A 23,252-nucleotide genomic window follows, 5' to 3' on the forward strand; every position below is an offset into this window, starting at 1 on the left:
CCAATTTCTGATCATCTTCAGGGGCCACTTTCGGGTTGCCTATGCTCGGCGGACCACAACGGAAGGCAGGCTCGATGGCCGAAGAGCGGGAAGAGCTGAGCTGGGAGCTGTTCGGCACGGCGAGCCGTGAACTGGCTCACACCATCGCCGAAGACGGCTTCGCGCCGGACCTCATCCTCTCGATCGCGCGCGGCGGTCTCTTCGTCGCCGGCGCGCTCGGCTACGCCCTCGACGTGAAGAACCTGCACGTGATGAACGTCGAGTTCTACACCGGTGTCGACCAGCGCCTCGACCTGCCGGTGGTGCTGCCGCCGGTGCCCAACGTCGTCGACCTGACGAGCAAGAAGGTGCTGATCGCCGACGACGTCGCCGACACCGGCGCCACGCTCAAGCTGGTCCGCGACTTCTGCCTCGAGCACGTCGCCGAGGTGCGCTCGGCCGTCGTCTACGAGAAGCCGCACTCGACGGTGAAGTGCGAGTACGTCTGGCGGCACACCGACCGGTGGATCAACTTCCCGTGGTCGGTCCTGCCGCCCGTGGTCCAGCGTGCGGGGCAGGTGCTCGATGCCTGATCCCCTGAAGCCCCTCCTCGACCTCGAAGGCGTCGCGGCGGCGGCGAAGTCCGCGCAGGACGCGGTGTTCGCGGTCCACCGCCTCCCGGCGAACCTGCGCGGTGGCGCGGCGACGGCGGCGGAGGCGTCCGTGCGGGCCGCCCGCGCGTCCGCCGGCATCGAAGGCGCCAACCCGGAGCTACCCGCGGACGGCGCGGTCGCCGATCCCGTCCTCGCCGGCGCGCTGCGCGTCGCGGAGACCCTCGAAACGCTGCTGCCGACGTGGCGACGCGCGCCGCTGCAGGCGCTGGCCCGGCTGCACGTCCTGGCCGCGGCGGACCTCGTCGACGACCTGGATGCGCTGGGCCGCCCCCGGACCGGCGGCGGCCGGCTCGAACTGCTCGCCCAGCTGGTGACCGGAGCGACGTCGGTGCCGGGCCCGGTGCTGACGGCGGTCGTGCACGGGGAGCTGCTGGCGCTCGAGCCGTTCGGCAGCGCGGACGGCGTGGTCGCGCGCGCGGCCGCCCGGCTGACGATGGTCGCGACGGGCCTCGACCCGAAGTCGCTGAGCGTGCCCGAAGTGGCGTTCTTCCGCCGGGTCCCGCGCTATCTCGAAGCGGCGGAGGGTTTCGCGAGCGGAACGCCCGAGGGCGTACGCGGGTGGCTGCTCTTCTGCTGCGAAGCGTTCGAAGCCGGTGCGCGCGAGGCGAAGAGCATCTCGGACGCGGCCTCCTAACCGGACAGCTTCGCCGACCACTTCTCTTCGATCCGCCCGAACCGCCACACTGCCAGCGCGATGACCCAGGTCAGCACGAACAACCCGACGATCCCGAAGCCGACGTAGTCCAGGTTCACGGACGCGATCGCGGCCAGCGGCCCGCTCGTGATGGCCAGCTTCTCGGCGAGGATCGACACCAGCTCGATGGTCCCGATGAGCAGCGCCACCGCGACCGACAGCGCGGTCACCGTGATGTTGTAGAAGATCTTGCGCACCGGCTTCGCGAACGCCCAGCCGTAGGCGAAGTTCATGAAACAGCCGTCCACGGTGTCGAACAGGGTCATCCCGGCGGCGAACAGGATCGGCAGCACGAGGATCGCGTACCAGGGCAGCGCGAACGTCGCCGCGCCCGCGGCCAGCACGAGCAGCCCGATCTCGGTCGCGGTGTCGAAGCCCAGCCCGAACAGCAGCCCGACCGGGTAGATGTGCCACGGCTTGCGCACGGCCTTCGTCGCGCCGCGCAGCAGCCGGTTCATGACGCCGCGGTTGTCCAGCTGGTGCTCCAGCGCGGCTTCGTCGAAGTCGCCGCGGCGCATCTTCTTGAAGACCCGCAGGATCCCGACGAGCACGACCAGGTTCAGGATCGCGATCACGTACAGGAACACGCCGGACACCGACGTCCCGATCACGCCGGTGGCCTGGTGCAACGCCGACGAGTCGTCCTCGACCTGCCCGGCCAGCGCCCGGACGCCCAGAGACAGCAGCAGGCACAGCACGAAAACGATCGTGGAGTGCCCGAGGGAGAACCAGAAGCCGACCGAAAGCGGCCGCTGGCCGTCGCCCATCAGCTTGCGCGTCGTGTTGTCGATCGCGGCGATGTGGTCGGCGTCGAACGCGTGCCGCATGCCGAGCGTGAACGCCGTGACGCCCAGCCCGATCCCGAACACGCCGGACGTGCCCAGCGCGTAGTGGTGCGGTGCGACGAACGCCGTGAGCACGCCCCAGCCCACGACGTTCAGCAGCAGGATGAATCCGCCCATCCCGCCGATCGACACCCACTCGCGACGCGAAAGCCCACGCCGCGAGTCCTCCATCGTGCCCGCCATCGCCCACCCGCCTTCCCTCATCTGAGAGGTTAGACAGATGAACAGATAAGTTTCTAGCTCGCTCGCACCCTGAGCGTGTCCAGAGCCTTGCGCACGTGCCCGCCGGACGTGTGCAAAGCCTTCGCGGCGCTCTTGACGTCCTCACCGGACAGCAAGTGCACCAGCGCCACCTTGAGGTCGCCCCCGGCCTCGGTGAGCGCGTCAGAGCAGTCCGCCATCGTCATGCCGGTGGCTTCCTGCAGGATCCGGATGGTCCGGCCACGCAGCTTCGCGTTGGTGGCCCGCATGCTGACCATCAGGTTGGAGTAGGTCCGGCCCAGCTTGATCATCGTCGCGGTGGAGAACGACGTGAGGATCATCTTCTGCGCCGTGCCCGCCTTCATCCGGGTGGACCCGGCGATCGCCTCCGGGCCGGTGTCGACGGCGATGAGCACGTCCACCCCGGCCGGCTTCGCGGCCTTGGCGTTGCCCGAGACCAGCCCGGTCCGGGCCCCTTGGCGCGACGCCGCCAGCAGCGCACCCAGCACGTACGGCGTCCTGCCCGACGCCGTCAGGCCCAGCACGAAGTCGCCGGGCTGCACCATCGCGGCCATCTCGGCGGCTCCCGCGGCCGAGTCGTCCTCCGCGTTTTCGACGGCCTGGCGCAGCGCGCGCTCGCCGCCGGCGTGGTGCGCGATGAACCAGTCGCCCGGCACGTTGAACGTCGGCACCAGCTCGGCCGCGTCCAGGGTGGCCAGCCGCCCGGACGTGCCCGCGCCGACGTAGTGCACCCGGCCCCCGGACCGCAGGGCGTCCACCGCGTAGTCCACCGCGTGCGCCACCTGGGGCAGCACCGCGGCCACGGCACCGGGAACCGTGCGGTCCTCGGCGTTGATCGCGCCCAGGATCCCCGCGGTGGACATCAGGTCGATGTCCTTGGTGCGGGGATTGCGGGTTTCGGTCGGCGAATCGACGTGCACCGCCTGCGCGGGGACGGTCATCATGCGCCTCACATTTTCTCCGGTCATCTACTTGCCGGTTTCCCGCGGACGGCGACGACCGTCCGGCCTGACCCCCAAGCGGTGTGATCCGACTGCGTCCCTCGTCGCGTCCAGTGCGTTGACCGAGGCGTCCATGTGCCGCTGCGCGACGCCGATGAACAGGCAGTCGATGACGGTAAGCTGGGCGATCCGGCTCGCCGTGGCGCCCGAACGGAAGGTGGTTTCCCGGGCCGCGGTCGTCAAAACATGATCGGCGACCTCGGTGATCGGGGACCGCGGGAAGTTCGTCACGGCGATGGTGACCGCGCCGTGCTCACGCGCCACGCGCAGCGCCTCGACGGTGTCGGTGGTCGCACCGGTGTGCGAGACGCCGATCGCGACGTCACCGGGGCTCAGTACCGCGGCCGAGGTGAGCATGATGTGCGTGTCCGACCACGCGAAGCACACGCGGCCGATGCGGTGCAGCTTCTGCTGCAGGTCGGCGGCGACGAACGCGCTGGCGCCCACGCCGTAGACGTCCACGCGGCCGGCACCCGCGACGGCCGCGATCACCCGCTCCAGCGTGGCGATGTCGAGCTGGTCGGCCGTCTCCTCGACGGCCCGCGCGTCGGCGAAGCTGACCTTGCCGATCACGGCGGCCAGGTCGTCCTCCGGGCCGATTTCGCCGCCGAGGTTGCGCGTGGTGCGCGCCTCGGTGCGGGCGGTGTCCGCGGCCAGCGCGATGCGCAGCTGCGGGTACCCGCCGACGCCCACCGCCTTGCAGAACCGTGTCACCGTGGTCTCGCTCGTGTTGGCGGCCAGAGCCACCTCGGTGATGCTGCGTCTCGCCACGTGCGCGGGATCTTCCAGCACCACCTTGGCCACGCGCTGCTCGGCGCGGGCCAGGCCGGGGAGCAGAGACCGGATCCGCACCAGCGGGCTGGAGTCGGCGTCTCGAACGGTCGACTGGACCGGTTCGTGCTCGGACGGTGCCGTGCCGATTACGGATTCGGTATCACTCACCGTCGGAAAGTTACTAACCGTTGGCATTTGCGACAAGGCTACCCACACCCTTCGGTCTCATCGCAACCCGTCCGTGTCTGCGGATCTGGATTTGCGATTAATCACTGACCAGAAAGTCGCCAACCAGGTCGGTCTTGTTAACGAGGTCAAGCTAACGACTTGGCAACTTAGTGTCGCGGTGCAAGCGGCAAGCGGACGGTAAATTCGGGCTTCTGGTGGACGTTCGGCGACCGGTCGGTCACCGAGAGGTCAACCGCCAACCCTCCGCGACGAAGTCGGCGGGGTTTCGTTCACCGTCGAGGAGTGATCGGCCGCTCTCGGTGACTTTCACACCGTCGACCGAAACGCCCCGTCCCGTGTAACTCGGGTCGGTGCTGTAACGCCAGCGCAGGCTCACCGACGCGCCCTGCGGCAGGGTGCCCACCGCCTTCCACCAGGCGCGGTGTCCGTGTCCGGAGAGCGACGTCACGGTTCCGGAGGGTGCCCCCGGTCCGGAAACCGATAGGGCGATCGGTTGCCAGTTAACGCCGTCGGTGCTGGCCTGCAGCTGAAGTGGATCACCACTGCCCTCGGTGTCCACGAAGGCAGCGAACGAGACGCGCGCCTGATCACTATGCGTGGTAAATGCGCGAGTACTCAGCGTGGCAACCTCGGCGTTACCCAGCGTGCTCGTCCAGGCATCCTTCCCGGCCACCGGCCGCACCGCCATGGCCCGGGCCAGCGACGTCGCCCACACTTGGCGGGCGGTGTTGATCGAGCCCCAGCTCCGGCTCGGGTGCACGCGGTTGGTCAGCAGGATCGCGAACGACCGGGACTGGAGGTCGATGACCAGCGTCGTTCCGGTGTAACCGGTGTGCCCGGCGGTGACCGGCGACGCCAGCGCACCCATGTACCAGGGCTGGTCGAGTTCGAAGCCGAGGCCGTGCGAGTCGTCCGGGAACTGCTGGTTGTAGTTCGTCAGCAGTTGCCGGACGGTGTCCTCCCGCAGGATCCGGTGCCCGCGGTAGTTGCCGCCGTTGAGGATCGCCTGGGCGAGCGTGGCCATGTCACCCGCGGTGCTGAACACGCCGGCGTGCCCGGCGACGCCGCCGAGCGACCACGCGTTCTCGTCGTGCACGCTGCCGCGCACCATCCCGCGCGGCGGGTTCGCCTGGAACTCCGTCGCGGCGATCCGGTCCAGCTTCGCCGCGGGCGGGTTGTAACCGGTGTCGGTCATGCCGAGCGGCGTGGTGATCCGGTCGTGGACGACCTTGTCGAGAGACTGCCCGGTCAGCTTCTCGACGATGAAGCCGAGCGTCAGCAGGTTGATGTCCGAGTAGAGGTACGTCGTCCCGGGCTTGTTCTTCAGCGGGCTGTCGAGCACAGCCTGCCGGCGCGACGGGATGTCCGGGTAGCCCGCCCAGAGCGACGGGATCGGGTCGGCGTCGAAGCCGGAGACGTGCGTGAGCAGCATCTTGACCGTGATGGCGGCCTTGTCACCGGTGGCGAACTCCGGGAAGAACCGGCTCACCGGGGTGTCGATGGTGAACTGCCCGCGTTCGACCAGTTGCATGACGGCGATCGAGGTGAACAGCTTCGAGATCGAAGCCATGTCGAAGATGGTGTCGTTCTTCATGGGGACCTGCTGGTCCGCGGGCAGTTCGGTGCCCTTGGCGTCGGCGTACCGCAGCGCGCCGCCGACGGCGTACCGGTCGACGACCACGCCGTCGTGCGCGAGCAGGCCGACCGCCCCGGAGAAGTGCGGGTGCCCGGAAGTGTCCGGCTTGGTCCAGCTCGCCAGGAAGTCCTCGGCCGCCTTCATCGGCGCCGGGTCGAGGCCGACGTCCTGGGGCCGGCCATCGCGCAGCGTCGTCCACGGCGGGGCGAACCCGTGCTGCGGCCGGTCGAAGCGGCCGGCCGCCGGATCGTGGCTGGTGATGGCGCTGGCTCCCGAGTCCGACACGGTCAACGTGGTCAGGGCGACCAGCACTCCGGTGGCCGCGACGAGGACCTTCCTAGCACGCACGAGTCTCCCCCTCAGCGGTAGAGCAGGTAGTGGCGGCGTCTCCGGTCGAACTCGGCCAGCTCGGCCCGCCAGGCACCGGTGACCTCGTCGACGCCCGCGCCGGCGTCGACCATGGTCCGGAGCCGGTCGGACCCGGACAGCTTGTCGATGTAGTTGTCGGGCCGCCAGGCGAACACGTCCGGGTGCAGGGCCTTCGCCGTGACGAGCATGGCGACGGCCGTCCGGATCGCGTCGAAGGCCCGTGGGTCGTCGACGCTGAGTTGCACGCCGCCGCACGTCTGGTTGACGAACTTGCCGAACGTCGGGACGAAGTAGGTCTCGCGGAACTTCGCTCCGGGCAGTTGCTCGTCTTCGAGCTTCTCGCGCCAGCGCCAGTCGAGCCCGGGCGCGCCGATGATCTCGAACGGCCGCGTCGTGCCCCGGCCCTCGGAGAAGACCGTGCCCTCGAACATCCCCGTGCCCGGGTAGACGAGCGCCGTGTCCGGCGTCGGCATGTTCGGGCTCGGCAGCACCCAGTTCAGCCCGGTCCACGCGAAGAGCGTGTCGCGCTGCCAGCCGCGGACTCCGGCGACGTCGAGCTTTACTTTTTCGTCCGGCAGGAACTCTCCGGCGAAGAAGCGCGCGAGCTCGCCGACGGTCATGCCGTGTTGTTGCGCGATCGGCTGCCGCCCGATCCCGGAGGCGAACTTCGGGTCGAGCACCGGCCCGGCCGCCCGGCCGCCGAGCGGGTTCGGCCGGTCGAGCACGACGAGGGCCGCGTTCGTCTTCGCGGCGGCCACCATCGCGGTGTAGAGCGACCAGATGTAGGTGTAGAAGCGCGCGCCGACGTCGGCGATGTCGAACACGACCGTGTCGACGCCCGCCTTGGTGAACAGCGAGGCGAGCTTCGTCGCGTCGACGCCGTACGCGTCGTAGACCGGGATGCCGGTGCGCGGGTCGGTGTAGTCGCCCTCGGACCCGCCGGCCTGTGCGCTGCCGCGGAAGCCGTGTTCGGGGCCGAAGGCCGCCACCGGTTTCACGCCGGCCGCGACCATCGAGTCGACGATGTGGTCGCCGTTCCGCAGGACGCCGGTCGGGTTCGACAGCACGCCCAGCTTGCGGCCCTTGAGCGTGCGCCAGCCCTGCGCGGCCAGCTGCTCCGCGCCGGTCAGGACGCGCCCCGGGTGTGCTGTTTCCGGCTGCGCTCCGGCGACGGCGGAGCCGCCCGCCAGCATCGGGACGGCGAGCGCGCTCGCGCCGAGGAAGTGGCGCCGGTCGAGGTTCACCAGGTCAGCCCGTGGCCGAACGGGTACTTGACGGTCTGGACGTCGGCTCCCGCGGGGATGTCGACCGGCAGCTTCCCGACTGGTTTCGTTTCGCCGAGGATCACCTTGGCCAGCGCCTCCAGGGTCGGCCCGATGTAGCCGTAGGTGGCCAGCCAGGTCTTCACGGTGCTCGGGTAACCCGCGTCGTACGGGATCTGCGCGGCGACCGCGACGACCGGCTTCCCGGTGGCCTGCAGCGCGTCGAGCAACTTGGTCTGCAGGGGGTAGGTGGCGATGTTGTTCGTCAGCACGACGACGAGGTCGGCGGCCTGTGCCTTGGCGACGGCCTGTGCGATCTGGGCGTCCGTCGGGACCTGACCGGTCTGGTAGGCCGTCGCGGCCGTGCCGTGGGCGGTCAGCTTCTGCGCGAGGGCTGTGGTCGTGGAGACGCCCCAGCCGGTCACGAGTGCCGTCGCGGGCTTCTGCTTGAGGGGCAGGAGACCGGCGTCGTTCGCGATGGCCGTGATGCCACGGTCGGCGATGTCCTGCGCGGTCTTGAGGCTGGCCGGGACGCCGACGGTCTTCATGACTTTGTTCGTGTCGACGAACGGTGAGAACAGGATGCCGCGCTGGAACTTGAGCTTGAGCACGCGCAGCACGCTCTGGTCGATCCGCCGCATCGGGAGGTCACCGGATTTGACGGCGGCCAGGACCGAGTTGATGGCGAGCTCGAGGTGCACCGGCATGAGCAGCTGGTCGACGCCCGCCTTGAGCGCGAGCACCGGGATTTCGGCGTCGCTGTGCAGCTTGCGCACGCCCTCCATCTCGAGGGCGTCGGTGATCACGACGCCGTTGTAGCCCAGCTCGTTGCGCAGGCGGTCGGTGATGATCGGCTTCGACAGCGTCGCGGGTTCGAGCGACGGGTCGAGGCTCGGGAACTGGATGTGCGCGCTCATGATCGAGTCGACGCCGGCCGCGATCGCGGCCTTGAACGGCGGCACGTCGGTGGCCCGCCACTGCGCCTCGGTGCTGTCGATCCGCGGCAGTCCGGTGTGGCTGTCGGTCGGTGCGGCGCCGTGCCCGGGGAAGTGCTTGGCCGTCGCCGCGACGGACTTCTCGAAGCCCTTCACTTCGGCGGTGACGAAGTCGCTGGCCAGACCGGGTCGCCCGGAGAAGGACCGGACCCCGATGACCGGGTTGACGGGGTTGGAGTTGACGTCCGCGTCGGGCGCGAAGTCCTGGTTGATGCCGACGGCCCGCAGTTCGCGACCGAGGATCGTCGCGGCCTGCGTCGCGCGCTTCGTGTCCCGCCCGGCGGAGATGGCCATGGCGTTCGGGAACTCGGTGGCCGGCGCGCCCATCCGCGTGACGGTGCCGCCTTCCTGGTCGGCGGCGATCTGCAGCGGGATGTGCGCCCCGCTCGCGACGGCGGCCTTCTGGAGGCCGTTGGACAGCTTCGCGACCTGCACGGGGTCGTCGAAGTTGTCGCGCGTGTCGTTGTTGAAGTAGATGACCCCGCCGAGGTGGTACTTCTCGATGACCTGCGCCGGGGTGTCGACGCCGAAGTCGGTCTGGTTCTTCGGGTTGACCTCGTCGGCGGTCTTGCCGTTCACCCAGGTGACGAACAGCTGGCCGACCTTCTGCTCGAGCGTCAGCCCCCGCAGCGCCTGCGTCGCCGCGGCCTCGGCCCGCGCGTCCATGCTCACGCTCGGCGCACTCGCCGCGGTCGCGACACCCACACCGGTGAGGGCGAGCACCCCCGCAACGGGCAGGGCGAGCGCATGGAACCTCCGATTTCGGGTCGTCACGACCAGCCTCCCAGAAGTAGCGGGCGCCGTCAGGACGTCAGAAGTCCACTCGGAGGCGCCAGTATCGGGAAGCTACTCACCGAATCCGGCGATGTCCATCGACCGACCGAACGAACGGTCCAGTCGTACCCGGATCGGTAGGAAAATCTCCGTCCGCAAGATGCACCCCGCCTCAAGCGCCAGGCCGAGTCCCGCCCAATCACGCGAGATGCCCCGCCAATCACGCATGATGCCCCGCCAATCACGCGAGATGCCCCTCTGATCACGCGAGATGCCCGGCGCATACCCCCACATAGACGAGGCGGCGCCCGTGGCCGAAGCCACGGGCGCCGCCTGCAAGCGCGAACTTCTCGGGCGACCAAGCGTGCAACTCTGGTCGTACCTACATGGACTCGGCGTGTGGCGTCCCACTACGCAGTCCCTAGACGACGAGCCTCCCGCGGCGCGCTGCGCGTGGGTACCCGGAGTCCGCGCACGGAGGTTTGCCGGGGTGGAACAGGCTTCTCTTCTACCTGTTCCCTGGCCGACCGAACGTCCGCACCTACTTTCTACGCCGTGAGCCCGGTCACTTCAAGTGCGCGGACGGGTGCACCGGTACAGAGGCTGGATCGGGTGACACGGGCACCCTGCGCGACGGACAATTCGGGGCTGGGCCAAGCAAAGTGGAGGCCGTACGGCCGTGTGGGTGGCGGGTGTCCGGTTAACGGGACCGACGGCGACGGCTGAGGCCGTACCAGGTCGCTCCGGCGGCCACCGCGCCGACGCCGAGCGCGACCATGCCAGCCGATCGTGTCGGGATTCGGGTGCGCAGCGACATGGGCCGGTCGAAGGCCAGGATCGGCCAGCCGCGCTCGAGTGCCTCGCGCCGCAGGAGCTTGTCGGGGTTGACCGCGTGCGGGTGCCCGACGACCTCGAGCAGCGGGATGTCCGTGCTCGAATCGGTGTAGGCAAAGCACTCGGCCAGGTCGTAACCGTGAGTGGCGGCGAGCTGCTTCGCGGCGACGGCCTTGTTGGCGCCGTAGCAGTAGAAGTCGACTTCGCCGGAGTAGCGGCCGTCGACGATCTGCATCCGCGTGGCGACGCTCCGGGTCGCGCCGAGCATCTCCGCCACCGGCGCGACGACCTCTTCGCCGGTCGCCGACAGCACGATCACGTCGTGCCCGTCCTCCCGGTGACGCGCGATCAGCTCCGCCGCCTCCGCGTACACGAGCGGGTCGACGACGTCGTGCAGGGTCTCGCGGACGATCGACGAAACCTGGGCGACGTCCCAGCCGGCGCACAGCGCGGAAACCTCGGCGCGCAGCCGCTCGGTTTTGTTCTCGTCGGCGCCCGCGAGCGAGAACACCAGCTGTGCGTATGCGCTTCGCAACGCGGCGCGACGGTTGATCAGCCCCTCTTTGAGGAGGGGCTTGCTGAACGCCAGCGCGCTCGACGAAGCGATGATCGTCTTGTCCAGGTCGAAGAACGCGGCCACCGCGTGCTCCGGGCCCGGGTTCCGGATGCGCGACGGCGCGCTGCTCGGTTCGGCCACCCGCCCAGGATAGGAGCTTGATCGCGGCACGTCCCGTTGATCCACCACGCGCGCGTCGCGTCGGGCGGAAAATCCATGACAGGCAGGCACTTCGGGCGCGCTGTGCCGTTATCGAACTGTGTGCCTCGTCCGGTGCGCGAACCGGCGCCGGGCGGAGTTACAGTGAGGGAGTCCGGTGTCCAACCGGGCCGGTTCAGTCCGACCCCCCGGGGCTGAACCCACGGCGGCCCTCGTCCCTCCCCCCTGGCGAGGGCCGCCCTCTTACCTCCCGTTTGCCTCTCCGGTTTCCGTTTCCCTGGCCGGATTCCCGTTTTCGCGGCGACTCTCTCCGCTTCTTGCCTTCCCCTTACCTTCGGCAATTTCTCATTGCCTCACGAATCATGATTCGCGACGCGCATGGAATCTTCGCGTGCGGATATTCGTGCCCATTTCCGCCGCAGGTGCGTCGCTCACGGCCACGATCCTGCCACGCCCACCGACGGAACCGGGCCGCGAGCGGGGCCACGGCCGGCAGTTGTCCACAACACCCCGGTTGTCCACAGCCGGCCGCCCGCCCCGTTGTGCCGCCCCTGCCCCGCCCGCGACGGTGGAAACCGGGCCACCCACGGCCCGCACCGACGACGGGGGAGGACCGCATGACGGAGGAACGACCGCTGGTGATCGCCGCGGACGAAACCGTGCTCGACGAGATACTGCGCGTGGCCGCGGTCGCGGGCTGCGAACTCGTCCGGGCCCCGGACCTGACCGCGGCAAGCAGGCACTGGGCCCGCGCGCCACTGGTGGTCCTCGACGAAGAAGCCGTGCGGCACCCACCGGCCCTGCCCCGGCGCGGCGGAATCCTCCTGGTCTGCAAGGGCAGTCCGGGACCGGCGACGTGGGAGCACGCGTTCCGCGGCGGCGTCGAGCGCGTGATTTCACTGCCCGACGACGAGACCGCGCTGGCCGGCGCGTTCGCCGACATCGTCGAGACACCGGCGAAGCAACCCGGTCTGGTCCTCGGCGTCGTCGGCGGCCGGGGCGGCGCGGGCGCTTCGGTGTTCGCGGCGACCCTGGCACTGACGGCCGACCGCGATCCGGGCGGCGCGTTGCTGGTGGACTGCGATCCGCTCAGCGGCGGCCTGGATGTGTTGCTCGGCTTGGAAAAGACTGCCGGAAAACGCTGGCCGGACGTACAGCTCGGCGGCCGGGCATCGGTGACGTCCCTGGCCGAGTCCCTCCCACAGCGAAGCCACCGCCGCGGCAGCCTCCCGGTGCTCGCATCCGGCCCCGAAGGGCAAGGCCCGGACGTCGAGTCGTTGTCGGCGATCCTGACCTCCGGCCGCCGCGCGGGCCGCACGGTGGTGTGCGACCTCCCGCGCAGCCTCGGGGAGGCGTCCGAGGAGGTGCTGCTGAGAGCCGATCTGGTCCTGCTGATGGTGCCGCTGGAGATCCGGGCGTGCCTCGCGGCGAAGAAGGTCCTGAGCCGGCTGTCGAGATTGACGGCCCGCATCGGCCTGGTGGCGTGTGGACACTCGAAGGACCCGGCGGCCCGCACGGCCGCGTTGCTCGGCCCGCCCTTGATGGCATCGATGCCTCCGGAGCGCAACCTCTGGGGAGCGCTGGAGCGCGCCGAGTTCCCGACCAAGCCAAGAGGCCCCCTGGCCACCACGGCGGCGGACATCCTGAAAATAGCCCGCCGCGAAGCCCAGGCGGCCACCCGATGACCCCGGCCGACGATCTTCGCCAGGCGAGCACTCCGACAAGAGTGTCGGAGCTGTTGCTGCCAACGGTCATCAGCCTCCTGACCCGAGGCCCGGCAAGCGCGGCAACCTTCTCGACGCTCTGCAGCCTCGGCCGGACACGCGCGCCACGGCAAGCCTCCGGCGATCCCACAGTCCGCGCCCCCCGCAGAGCAGGTGAATTCATGAATACCGCCTGGGCGCGCTTGAGCGCGCCGCGCTCCCACCCGGCGCCTGGCACCCGCGTCACCGCACCGCGCGACCCGCAAGTCCCGCACCGAGCAAGACGGGCGGCCTCATGACCACCGACTTCGTGGACCGCGTCCGCAACCGCCTGGCCGGCGACCGCCGCCAGGCCGACCCGGTCGCCGTCGCGACCGCCGTCCGTGCCGAAGCAGGCGGCGCACTCGGCCACGACGCCGTGCTCGACGCCGCCCGCCAAGCCCGCGACGAGTTCGTCGGCGCCGGCCCGCTCGCCCCGCTCCTCGACGACCCGGCGACCACCGACGTGCTCGTCACCGGCCCGGCCGAAGTCTGGACGGACGGCCCGCAAGGTCTCGTCCGCACCGGCATCCGGTTCACGGGCGAAGAATCCGTCCGCCGCCTGGCCCAGCGCCTCGCCCTCGCGGCCGGCCGCCGTCTCGACGACGCGCAGCCCTACGTCGACGGCTGGCTCCCCGGCACCGGCCCCCATGGCCGCATCCGCGTGCACGCCGTCCTCCCGCCGATCGCGACCGGCGGCACCTGCCTGTCCCTCCGCGTCCTGCGCCCGGCGACGCACGACCTCGCCACTCTCGGCGAACTCGGCGCGTTCGACGAGGCCGGCGCCAAACTCCTCCGCGCCGTCGTCTCGAAGCGGATGGCGTTCCTCGTCACCGGCGGTACGGGCGCGGGCAAGACCACACTCCTTGCCGCGTTGCTCGGCGCCGTCGATCCGGGCGAACGGATCGTCTGCGTCGAGGACGCCGGCGAACTGCAGCCCGCGCACCCGCAGTTCGTCAGCCTCGTCGCCCGTCCGCCCAATGTGGAGGGTGCGGGTGCGGTCGGCCTGCCCGAGCTCGTACGCCAGGCGCTGCGTATGCGTCCCGACAGGCTGGTGGTCGGCGAGGTCCGCGGCGCCGAGGTCGGCGCGCTGCTCACCGCGCTCAACACCGGCCACGACGGCGGCGCGTGCACCGTCCACGCCAACTCCCCGGCCGAGGTGCCCGCCCGCATCGAGGCGCTGGCGGCGCTCGGTGGGTTTGGCCGCGATGCGGTGCACAGCCAGCTCGTCGCCGCGATCCGCGTGGTGCTGCACATGCGGCGCGAGCCAGGCGGTCGCCGTCGCCTCGCCGAGGTCGGCGTGCTCCGCACCGAGCACGGCCGGGCCCGGGTCGTGCCGGTGTGGCGCGCGGGCCGGTGGACGGTCGACCGGCACCTGTTCACGACCTCGGGGGCGATCGCGTGCTGAGTCTCCTGCTGGTGCGGATTTCCCTGCTGCTGAACGCTTTTCCGCGCGACCGAAGGAGGCGGCGATGATCACTCCGTGGGTCCCGCTGTGCGCGGGAGCGGCTCTGGCGTGCTGGCCCGCGGCGCCGAACCGGCTCCAGGTCATGCTCGAGCCGCCGGTCACCGTCCGGATTCCCCGGGTGTGGCGCGTCGTCCGCTGGCTGCTGCCGGCCGCCCTCGCCGGATTGCTCGCGGGAGCGGGAGGCGCCGTCGCCGCCGGCGTGCTGACGCTGGCGTGGAGCCAGGAGCGCCGAGCCCATCGCCGAGCCGCCGCGGATCTGGCGATGGCCGCACACACCGCGACCGCGTTGCGGACGATGGTGGCCGAGCTCCGATCCGGCGCCCACCCGGTCACGGCGGCGGAAGCCGCGGCGGACGTGGTCCTGCCGGTGGCGGGCGACCTCCACGCGCTGGCGACGGCGGCCCGGCTCGACACCGAGTTGCGCGCACCGGCGCTGCCCCAACTGGCCGCGGCCTGGACGCTGGGCAAACGCCACGGCCTCCCGATGGCCGACGTCCTCGACGCAGCCCGCCGCGACGCCGAAGCCGGTCTGGCCTTCGCCCGCCGGATGGGCGCCAAACTGGCCGGGCCACGCGCGAGCGCGGCGGTGCTCACCGGACTGCCGGTCCTGTGCGTGCTACTCGGGCAGGCCATGGGCGCGGCACCGCTGTCCGTGCTGACCGGCAGCACACCGGGCCAGGTGCTGCTGATCGCCGGGTCCGTCCTGCTCTGGGCGGGCACGGCCTGGTGCCGGGCCCTGACCGGACGGGTGCGGATCCGGTGACCGCGATCGCGCTCCTGCTCTTCGCCGGGGCCTTGCTGACCTGGCCGGACGAAACCATCGCGCGACGCTTCGCCCGGCTGACCGGCGGCCCGCAGCCCGTCCGAAGATGGCCCCGCGCGCTGCCGCCCATCGCGGCGGCGGTGGGCGGCGTCTCGACAGCGGTCCTGGTCGGCGGCGTCGCCGGGGTGGTGGCAGGCGTCATCGTGACGGCGACCGGGTGGTGGGCGATCCGCCGCACCCGCCGTCCACGACCACCGGCAATGGACGTCGCCGCGAAGCTGCGGCTGGCGGGAACGCTCGACCTCCTCGCCGCGTGCCTGCGCGCCGGGCTGCCGGTGCCCTCGGCGTTGGAGGCCGTAGCCGGCACCGCACCCGCGGCAGCGAAGACGGCGCTGAGCTCGACGGCCGGGTTGCTCGCCCTCGGCTCCCGGCCGGACGAGGCCTGGACGCCGGTGCGGGCGGTCCCCGGCCTCGGCGAGCTGGCGGCCGCGGCGATCCGGACGTCCCGTTCGGGCGCGGCGTTCGCCACGGCGGCCGGCGACCTCGCCGGACGGTTCCGCGATGACCTGGCCACCGAAGCCGAGGAACGCGCCGAGCGGGCCGGGGTGGCGCTCGCCTTGCCGGTCGGTCTGTGTTTCCTGCCGGCCTTCTTCTGCCTGGGCGTGCTGCCGGTCGTCCTCGGCCTCGCCGGTCGGCTCGGCCCGCTCTTCTGACCACGAACCCCATCGAAGGGAAAACCCATGCGCGCGTTCCGCCGCCGGCCCCGCTCGGACGCCGGTTCCACGACGGTCGAGTACGCCATCGTCACGGTCGCCGTCGCGGCCTTCGCCGCCGTCCTCTACTCCTTGCTCACCGGGGACTCGGTCGTCTCGTGGCTGACGAGCCTGGTCATGAAGGCCTTGTCGGTGCCGTCATGAGACAGAAGGACGAGGGCTCGGTGACGGTCGAGGCAGCGCTCGGCTTGGCCGGCCTGACCGTGGTGATGGTCCTGCTGGTCGCGGGCTTCGCGGTGCTGACAAGCCAGCTGCGCTGTACGGACGCGGCCCGCGAGGCAGCCCGGCTGCTGGCCAGGGGCCAGCCTGCCGAGGCGGCGGCCGCGGTCCACAAGATCGGCCCACCGGACGCGAACCTGGCGTTCGAGCAAAGCGGCGACGCGATCACGGCCAAGGTGACGGCCCAGTCGGCGACCGGCCTCCTCCCGGGAATCCACCTCGACGCAACGGCCTACGCGGTGGCCGAGCCGGACACGGAGGTGACGAATGGCTGACGGTCGAGCCCCCGACAGCGGAGCGGCCACGATCTGGACGGCAATGGCAGTGGCGGCGCTGACAGGCGTGGCAACGCTGGCGTTGTGCCTGGGAGCGACGGTGATAGGGCGCCACCAGGCGGAGTCGGCGGCCGACCTGGGCGCGCTGGCCGCGGCCTCCCACGCCGGCGAAGGCCCTGTCCGGGCATGCGAACGCGCGAGATGGGTGGCCGACCGGATGGGCGTGACGCTCCGGACCTGCCGATGGCAACAGCTCGACGCACTGGTCGAGGTCGAAGCCCCCGGCCCGGCCATCGCCGGCCTGCCGAAGCCATCCGCGCACGCCCGCGCCGGCCCGGCCGGCGAACCATCGCTCCCAGCCCCAGCCCCAGCCCCAGCCCCAGCCGGGCGGATAGGCGACCTCGGCGGTACGCCCGTCCGGCCGGCCCACGGGTGAGCTGCCGTGCTCAGCCACGGTTGCGCGAGTACGGCCACTGCTGCGCGAGTACGGCGAACTTGAGCGGCGTGCCCGGGCTACCCGCCTCAGGCGGACCTCCCGGCGAGCCCTCTCGACCAGCCACGCCTGCCCAGGGGGCGACCGCCTCGTCGCGGCACCCGGGCGGACCCGCCTCGGCGCCTGTGGTGGACACCCCTTGTCCGCAGCACGCGACACCTGTGACCGCGGACCGCCCACTCACGGACCGCCCACCCACGGACTGCCACCCGCGGGCCAGTGATCGCCGGGGCGGGCCACCCGCGGGCCACTGCTCGCCGGGGCGGCCCGCCGGTCGGCCACCGCCCGCCGAGGCGGGTCCCGGGGGCGGCCCCGCCCCTCGCCGACCGGCGGACGCCGACCGGTCGGTATGCGGCGGTGACCGGCTGATCCGCGGGGCCGGGCGATGAGCGGCCGATTGTCACGGGCAGCGGTCGTTGGTGCACGGCGAGCGGTCAAATTGGCTGCTCACCTGGGCCGAACCGGCGCCTTCACCCTGCCCCGCGACCCTCCGGAACCCCGCGGATCCTGGGGTTTCCCGCGACGAACGGTCCGTGTGTGGTCACCGTTCGCCGTCCAGCCGCGGCCCGGGTGTTCGGTCGGGCCGTCGGATCACTGGGCGTTCATCGCCTCGTAACCACCGGTTGTCGCGCGGGGGTTCCGGGCAATGTGCAACTTGCCGTTAAGTGAGATGTGCGACACCACGACAGGGTCTAGCGGGTCGCGGAGAATTCGGAACTTGAAGGCAGGAAACACAATGTTGGACGCGAATTGGCCGGACAGCTGGCGCGGTGCCTTCCGCATCGAACTGCGGGCGGAGGCGATCGGTCTCGCCTGGCGCGGCTGGCCGGTGCTCCCGGGCGTCGACCCCGCTCCTCTCACCGAGGGCGACGACCTCACCTGGCGTCGTCCGGTTCCGGCCACCGACGCCTGGCGTGAGCAGATCGGCACCCACGCCCACGAGGTCGCCACCTGGTTCTCCGACCGCACCCACAGCCTGCTCGTCGCCACCGGCACCGTGCTCGACGCCGTCGAGGTCGACGACGAACTCGGCAAGCGCGCTTGCCGTCTCCTCCGCGCCATCGGCCACCCCGCGCCCATCATCGCGCTGCCGAACGGCCGCTGGCTCTTCCTCACCACCGTCGCCGACCACGTTCCGGCCGAACTCGCCGGCCGCGCGGCCGTCCACTGGCACGGCAAGGACAGCTACATCCCGCTGCCGCCGTCGCCGTTCCAGCACGGTGTCGTGCACTGGCGCGTCAAGCCCGAGGTCTGCGGCTGGCAGCTGCCGGACGCCGCCGAGGTGCACGACGTCCTCGTGCGGGCCCTGGCCGACCAGCACTCGCCGCAGCTGGTCCAGTCCAGCGCTGCCTGAACCACCCGAACCACCGCCACCGGCCGGTCCCAGCCCGGCCGAGGCGGAGCAGGACACAACTCCATGAGCCATCAAGTGGCCGTTCTAGGTGCCGTGTTGACGCAACGCCCCGAGCACGGTTCCCAGCACAGCCACTGCCCCCGCCTTGTCCAGCGGATCGTTGCCGTTCCCGCACTTCGGCGACTGGACGCAGGACGGGCATCCCGTCGGGCACTCGCAGGAGACGATCGCCTCCCGCGTTGCGGCCAGCCACGGGACAATCGCGGCATAACCGCGTTCGGCAAATCCCGCACCCCCGGGATGGCCGTCATGCACGAACACCGTCGCCTCCCCGGTGTCTTCGTGCCACGCGGTACTCACCCCGCCGATGTCCCATCGGTCGCACGTAGCAAACAGCGGTAGCAGGCCGATCGCCGCGTGCTCGGCGGCATGCAGGGCACCGGGGACCCGTGCCGGAACCAATCCGGCACCCCCCGGTGCCCTGCCACCCTCGTGAACGGGCCCCCGACCGTTCGCCTGGGTCTCCTCCCCGGTCCCCACCGGCCCCGCAGATTCGGTCCCCACCCGATGGCCCCCGGTCCCCACCTTGCCATCGGAACCAACCGAGCCTGCGGAGTCGACCGAGCCGGCAGGCGAAGACGACGAGTCCCCGCCGAGCAGCTCGGCGGACACCGTGTACCAGACCGCGCGCGTACGCAGGCTCTGCTCCGGCAGGTCGAGCGGCGTGTGGTCCAGGACCTCCCCGGACGGCCGCCGCCGCAGGTAGCCGACCACCTGCGAGGTCACGGCCACCTCGCCGAGGCACACGCTCACCTCGCCGAAGTCCTGCTTCTCCTGGGTGCCCAGCACCGAGATGTCCACGACTTCGCGCGGTGTCGTCGTCCAGTCCGGGTTCTCCGCGTGGACCAGCGCCAGCCCGGTTTCCAGATCCAGCTCGTCGACGACGTACGACGCCCCCTGGTGCAGGTACACCGCGCCGGGATGGACGGCGAAGCAGGCCGATCCCGGATCGACCGTCCCGAGCATCCGGCCGGAGTCCGCTTCGACCACCGCGATCTGCTCGCCGCCGGTGCCGCGGATGCCGACCTCGGCATGCGGCCGGTCCCGCGAAGTCCAGTACCAGCCGCTCGACCGGCGCCGCACCAGCTTCTGCTCGGCCAGCTCGGCCAGCACCTCCTGGGCCGCCGCGCCGCCGAACACCTCCAGCTCGGGCAGGGTCAGCGGCAGCTCGGCCACGGCGCAGGCGAGCTGCGGCGCCAGCACGTACGGGTTCGCTGGGTCGAGCACCGCCGTCTCGACCGGCCGCGAAAGCAACGCCGCCGGGTGGTGCACCAGGTAGGTGTCGAGCGGGTCGTCCCGCGCGACGAACACCACCAGCGCCGAGTCGCCGGAGCGGCCCGCCCGGCCGGCCTGCTGCCAGAACGACGCGAGCGTGCCCGGGTAGCCGGCCAGCACCACCGCGTCCAGGCCCGCGATGTCGACGCCGAGCTCCAGCGCGTTCGTCGTCGCGACCCCCAGCAGCCGGCCCGACAACAGTGCGGCCTCCAGTGCGCGACGCTCCTCCGGTAGGTAGCCGGACCGATACGCCGCAACGGTTTCCGCCAACACCGGGTCCACTTCGGACAGAATTCGACGCGCGCCCAGCGCCGCCAGCTCCGCGCCTCGGCGCGACCGGATGAACGCGAGCGACCGCGCCCCTTCCAGCACCAGGTCGGCGAGGATCCGCGACGTCTCCGCCCCGGCCGAACGCCGGACCGGCGCGCCGTTCTCCCCGGTCAGCTCTTCCAGCAGCGGCGGCTCCCACAACGCGACCGTGCGCGCTCCGCGCGGCGACGCGTCGTCCGTCACGGCGACACAGGGCGCCCCCGTCAACCGCGAAGCGAACGAAGCCGGTGAAGCGGTCGTCGCCGAAGCAAGGACGAAGACCGGCGAAGCGCCGTAGTGCTCGGCCACCCGCCGAAGCCGGCGAAGTAGGAGAGCGACGTGCGAGCCGAAGACGCCGCGGTAGCTGTGGCACTCGTCGACGACCACGCAGCCGAGCCGCCGGAAGAACGTCGCCCACCGGCCGTGTGCCGAGAGGATTCCGCGGTGCAGCATGTCCGGGTTGGTGAACACCCAGTTCGCGTGCGCTCGCACCCAGTCGCGTTCGGCCGTCGGCGTGTCCCCGTCGAACGCCGCCGCCCGCACCCCCGGCACGTCCAAAGAGGACACCGCGCGCTGCTGGTCCGCGCCCAGCGCCTTCGTCGGCGACAGGTACAGCGCGTTCGCCTTCTCGCCCGCGGCCAGCCGGGACAGCACCGGCAGCTGGTAGGCGAGCGACTTCCCCGAGGCCGTTCCGGTCGAAATCACCACGTGCCGGCCCTCGTACGCGTGCGAAGCCGCTTCGGCCTGGTGCGCCCAAGGAGCGGAGACGCCGCAGTCACGCAGCGCAGCGACCACCGCCGGATCCACCCACGGCGGCCACTCTGCGTAGCGCGCGGCGCGACCCGGCAGGTCCGCGACGTGCGTGACCGGGTGCTCGCGCGACGGGACCCCGGCGGTCACCCGCCTCAGCAGCCGCTGCCCACGTGATTCGTCCACCTGCGGAGCTTGGCACAGGGGTCCGACAGTTCCGGCATCCCCAACTGCGCCAACGGATCGGCGAAGGATCGGCGAAAGAGTGATCGATCAAGTGAGGAGGCTCACACGGTAACGGAATGTACCGTCACCGGGACGGCGTGAAGAGGCTGGTTGCAGTACCAATACACTCCCGCAATCCACACCCTCTGTGGTGAGCGTCATGTGAGACGTGCATTGCTGCCCGGCTAGCGTGTCGCTCGGTACAGGGTCCATGCCAGCGCCGGCCGTGTCGAACCCTCGGCTTGCCGTCGACGCTGGCGCACGGCGACGTCTCATGGAGGACGAATGTCACGGCAGTTCCTCGCGGAGGGCGGCGGAAATATCGCCCTCTCCGGAGGTGGCTACACGATTGTCGGTGTAGTCGCCGTGGTCGCGCTTGCCGCACTCGTCATCGGCTACGTCTTGCTCAAGGAGGTGCTGGCCGCAGGCCAGGGCACCGCCAAGATGCAGGACATCGCCAAGGCGGTGCAGGAAGGCGCGGCTGCTTACCTCAAGCGGCAGCGGAACACCCTCGCCATCTTCGGCGTGGTCGTGTTCCTCCTGCTCTTCATCCTTCCCGCCGACGACTGGAACGAGAAGATCGGCCGTTCGATCTTCTTCCTGGTCGGTGCGGGTTTCTCGTTCACGATCGGCTACCTCGGCATGTGGCTGGCGACGCAGGCGAACCTGCGCGTCGCGGCCGCGTCGCGTGAGGAAGGCGGCCGCGAAACGGCGATGCGCATCGCGTTCCGCACCGGTGGCGTGGTCGGCATGATCACCGTCGGCCTCGGCCTGTTCGGTGCCGCGGTCGTCGTGCTGGTCTACACCGGCCAGGCGCCCAAGGTGCTGGAGGGCTTCGGCTTCGGCGCCGCCCTGATCGCCATGTTCATGCGTGTCGGCGGCGGTATCTTCACCAAGGCCGCCGACGTCGGCGCGGACCTGGTCGGCAAGGTCGAGCAGGGCATCCCGGAGGACGACCCCCGCAACGCCGCGACCATCGCGGACAACGTGGGCGACAACGTCGGTGACTGCGCCGGCATGGCCGCGGACCTCTTCGAGTCCTACGCCGTCATGCTGGTCGCCGCGCTGATCCTGGGCAGCACCGCCTTCGGCGTGCACGGCCTCATCTTCCCGCTGATCGTGCCGGCCATCGGCGTGATCACCGCCGTCATCGGTGTCTACATCACCAAGGCGCGCGTGGGCGAGGGTGGTCTCGTCACGATCAACCGCTCCTTCTACATCTCCGCGGTCATTTCCGCGGTGCTGTCGGCGATCGCGGCGTTCGTGTACCTGCCGAGCAGCTTCTCCGACTTCGGCGCGGACTTCGCCGGGAAGACCGGCAACCCGGCGGTCATCGCGACCATCGCGGTGATCATCGGCATCGTCCTCGCGGCGGTCATCCTCAAGCTGACCGGTTACTACACGGGCACCGAGTACAAGCCCGTCAAGGATGTCGGCCAGACGTCGGAAACCGGTGCGGCGACGGTCATCCTGTCCGGTATCTCGATCGGTTTCGAGTCCGCTGTGTACACCGCCCTCGTCATCGGTGCGGCCGTCTTCGGCGCGTACCTGCTCGGCGGCGGCGTCGCGCTGTTCGCCGTGGCGCTGGCCGGCACCGGTCTGCTGACCACCGTCGGTGTCATCGTCGCGATGGACACCTTCGGCCCGGTCTCGGACAACGCGCAGGGCATCGCCGAGATGTCGGGCGACGTCGACGAGAAGGCCGCGCAGATCCTCACCGAGCTGGACGCGGTCGGCAACACCACGAAGGCCATCACCAAGGGCATCGCGATCGCCACGGCGGTCCTCGCCGCGACGGCGCTGTTCGGGTCCTACTCGGACGCGATCACGAAGGCGATGGGGGTCGGCGGGGACTTCGTCGCCAACATCGTGGGCCCGGCGACCCTGGTCGGCGTGATCGTCGGCGCGGCCGTCGTGTTCATGTTCTCCGGCCTCGCGGTCAACGCGGTGTCCCGGGCGGCCGGCGCGGTCGTCTACGAAGTGCGCCGCCAGTTCCGCGACATCCCGGGGATCATGGAGGGCACCACCCGCCCCGAGTACGGCAGGGTCGTCGACATCGTCACGCGCGACTCGCTGCGTGAGCTGACGACGCCGGGTCTGCTGGCGGTCTTCGCCCCGATCGCGGTCGGTTTCGGCCTCGGTACCAGCGCGCTCGCCGGCTACCTGGCCGGCGCGATCGCCTGCGGCACCCTGATGGCGATCTTCCTCGCCAACTCCGGTGGCGCGTGGGACAACGCCAAGAAGCTGGTCGAAGACGGCAACCACGGCGGCAAGGGTTCGTCCGCGCACGAAGCCACCATCATCGGTGACACCGTGGGTGACCCGTTCAAGGACACCGCCGGCCCGGCGATCAACCCGCTGATCAAGGTGATGAACCTGGTTTCGGTGCTGATCGCGCCCGCCATCGTGCAGCTGACGGTCGGCGACAGCGCCAACAACGCCGTGCGCATCATCATCTCGCTGGTCGCGGTCGCCGTGATCGTGGCGGCGATCGTGGTGTCGAAGCGCCGGGGGACGGTCCTGACGGACACCCCGACCGAGATCACGGCCTGACGAAGAACATGTTCCCGGGCCTGGCACGCG

The 23,252-nt window shown here is 70.8% G+C and carries 19 protein-coding genes; 11 read left to right on the forward strand and 8 right to left on the reverse strand.

The features are described from left to right. The first annotated feature begins 74 nt into the window (after positions 1–74). Together ACLJQF_RS39070 and ACLJQF_RS39075 are read left to right on the forward strand one after the other, a co-directional pair. Complete coding sequence (locus ACLJQF_RS39070) at positions 75–572, forward strand: phosphoribosyltransferase (RefSeq protein ID WP_410615322.1); 498 nt, start codon at positions 75–77, stop codon at positions 570–572. After that, on the forward strand, positions 565–1,287 hold the full coding sequence (locus ACLJQF_RS39075) for an oxidoreductase (protein ID WP_410615323.1): 723 nt from the start codon (positions 565–567) through the stop codon (positions 1,285–1,287). Before ACLJQF_RS39070 ends, ACLJQF_RS39075 begins: the two co-directional genes overlap by 8 nt. Here ACLJQF_RS39075 and ACLJQF_RS39080 read toward each other — a convergent pair. The 7 genes from ACLJQF_RS39080 to ACLJQF_RS39110 form a co-directional block, all read right to left on the reverse strand. Next, positions 1,284–2,375 carry a HoxN/HupN/NixA family nickel/cobalt transporter gene (locus ACLJQF_RS39080; protein WP_410615324.1) on the reverse strand — a complete coding sequence of 364 codons (1,092 nt, stop codon included), beginning with the start codon at positions 2,373–2,375 and terminating at the stop codon, positions 1,284–1,286. The genes ACLJQF_RS39075 and ACLJQF_RS39080 overlap by 4 nt on opposite strands. Before the next feature lie 53 nt (positions 2,376–2,428). Further along, complete coding sequence (locus ACLJQF_RS39085) at positions 2,429–3,358, reverse strand: N-acetylmuramic acid 6-phosphate etherase (protein ID WP_410615325.1); 930 nt, start codon at positions 3,356–3,358, stop codon at positions 2,429–2,431. A 24-nt stretch (positions 3,359–3,382) separates the two neighbouring features. Beyond that, positions 3,383–4,384, reverse strand: a complete 1,002-nt coding sequence (locus ACLJQF_RS39090; protein ID WP_410615326.1) for a MurR/RpiR family transcriptional regulator — start codon at positions 4,382–4,384, stop codon at positions 3,383–3,385. Positions 4,385–4,595: 211 nt separating this feature from the next. Further along, the gene (locus tag ACLJQF_RS39095) at positions 4,596–6,326 is read right to left on the reverse strand and encodes a serine hydrolase (protein WP_410615378.1); all 1,731 of its coding nucleotides are present in this window, start codon (positions 6,324–6,326) and stop codon (positions 4,596–4,598) included. A 47-nt stretch (positions 6,327–6,373) separates the two neighbouring features. After that, positions 6,374–7,627, reverse strand: coding sequence for an exo-beta-N-acetylmuramidase NamZ domain-containing protein (locus tag ACLJQF_RS39100; RefSeq protein WP_410615327.1), 1,254 nt, complete (start codon positions 7,625–7,627; stop codon positions 6,374–6,376). Beyond that, a complete protein-coding gene (locus ACLJQF_RS39105; protein ID WP_410615379.1) occupies positions 7,624–9,363 on the reverse strand; it encodes a glycoside hydrolase family 3 protein in 1,740 nt (579 codons plus the stop codon). The genes ACLJQF_RS39100 and ACLJQF_RS39105 overlap by 4 nt, the downstream gene beginning before the upstream one ends. Before the next feature lie 751 nt (positions 9,364–10,114). Then, complete coding sequence (locus tag ACLJQF_RS39110; protein ID WP_410615328.1) at positions 10,115–10,945, reverse strand: HAD family hydrolase; 831 nt, start codon at positions 10,943–10,945, stop codon at positions 10,115–10,117. 635 nt (positions 10,946–11,580) lie between these two features. Between ACLJQF_RS39110 and ssd the strand changes: the two genes are divergently transcribed. The 8 genes from ssd to ACLJQF_RS39150 all read left to right on the forward strand — a co-directional run bounded on the left by ssd (position 11,581) and on the right by ACLJQF_RS39150 (position 18,050). Next, positions 11,581–12,648, forward strand: a complete 1,068-nt coding sequence (gene ssd, locus ACLJQF_RS39115) for a septum site-determining protein Ssd (protein WP_410615329.1) — start codon at positions 11,581–11,583, stop codon at positions 12,646–12,648. Between the two features lie 313 nt (positions 12,649–12,961). After that, a complete protein-coding gene (locus tag ACLJQF_RS39120) occupies positions 12,962–14,113 on the forward strand; it encodes a TadA family conjugal transfer-associated ATPase (RefSeq protein WP_410615330.1) in 1,152 nt (383 codons plus the stop codon). A 64-nt stretch (positions 14,114–14,177) separates the two neighbouring features. Continuing rightward, complete coding sequence (locus ACLJQF_RS39125) at positions 14,178–14,936, forward strand: type II secretion system F family protein (protein ID WP_410615331.1); 759 nt, start codon at positions 14,178–14,180, stop codon at positions 14,934–14,936. Next, entirely contained in the window at positions 14,933–15,649 is a 717-nt protein-coding gene (locus tag ACLJQF_RS39130; RefSeq protein WP_410615332.1) for a type II secretion system F family protein, read from the forward strand. The genes ACLJQF_RS39125 and ACLJQF_RS39130 overlap by 4 nt, the downstream gene beginning before the upstream one ends. Positions 15,650–15,676: 27 nt before the next feature. Further along, entirely contained in the window at positions 15,677–15,853 is a 177-nt protein-coding gene (locus tag ACLJQF_RS39135) for a DUF4244 domain-containing protein (protein WP_410615333.1), read from the forward strand. 20 nt (positions 15,854–15,873) lie between these two features. After that, positions 15,874–16,203, forward strand: a complete 330-nt coding sequence (locus ACLJQF_RS39140) for a TadE family type IV pilus minor pilin (protein WP_410615380.1) — start codon at positions 15,874–15,876, stop codon at positions 16,201–16,203. After that, complete coding sequence (locus ACLJQF_RS39145) at positions 16,196–16,639, forward strand: Rv3654c family TadE-like protein (RefSeq protein WP_410615334.1); 444 nt, start codon at positions 16,196–16,198, stop codon at positions 16,637–16,639. The genes ACLJQF_RS39140 and ACLJQF_RS39145 overlap by 8 nt, the downstream gene beginning before the upstream one ends. Before the next feature lie 793 nt (positions 16,640–17,432). Then, the gene (locus ACLJQF_RS39150) at positions 17,433–18,050 is read left to right on the forward strand and encodes a bifunctional DNA primase/polymerase (protein ID WP_410615335.1); all 618 of its coding nucleotides are present in this window, start codon (positions 17,433–17,435) and stop codon (positions 18,048–18,050) included. Positions 18,051–18,134: 84 nt separating this feature from the next. Here ACLJQF_RS39150 and ACLJQF_RS39155 read toward each other — a convergent pair whose 3' ends face one another. Next, positions 18,135–20,594 (reverse strand): DEAD/DEAH box helicase, encoded by a 2,460-nt coding sequence (locus tag ACLJQF_RS39155; protein ID WP_410615381.1) that lies wholly within the window; start codon positions 20,592–20,594, stop codon positions 18,135–18,137. Positions 20,595–20,954: 360 nt separating this feature from the next. Here ACLJQF_RS39155 and ACLJQF_RS39160 point away from each other — a divergent pair, with 360 nt between their 5' ends. Beyond that, on the forward strand, positions 20,955–23,222 hold the full coding sequence (locus ACLJQF_RS39160; protein WP_410615336.1) for a sodium-translocating pyrophosphatase: 2,268 nt from the start codon (positions 20,955–20,957) through the stop codon (positions 23,220–23,222). Positions 23,223–23,252: the final 30 nt, after the last annotated feature.

Source organism: Amycolatopsis sp. lyj-109 (assembly GCF_046548995.1).
GTDB lineage: Bacteria > Actinomycetota > Actinomycetes > Mycobacteriales > Pseudonocardiaceae > Amycolatopsis.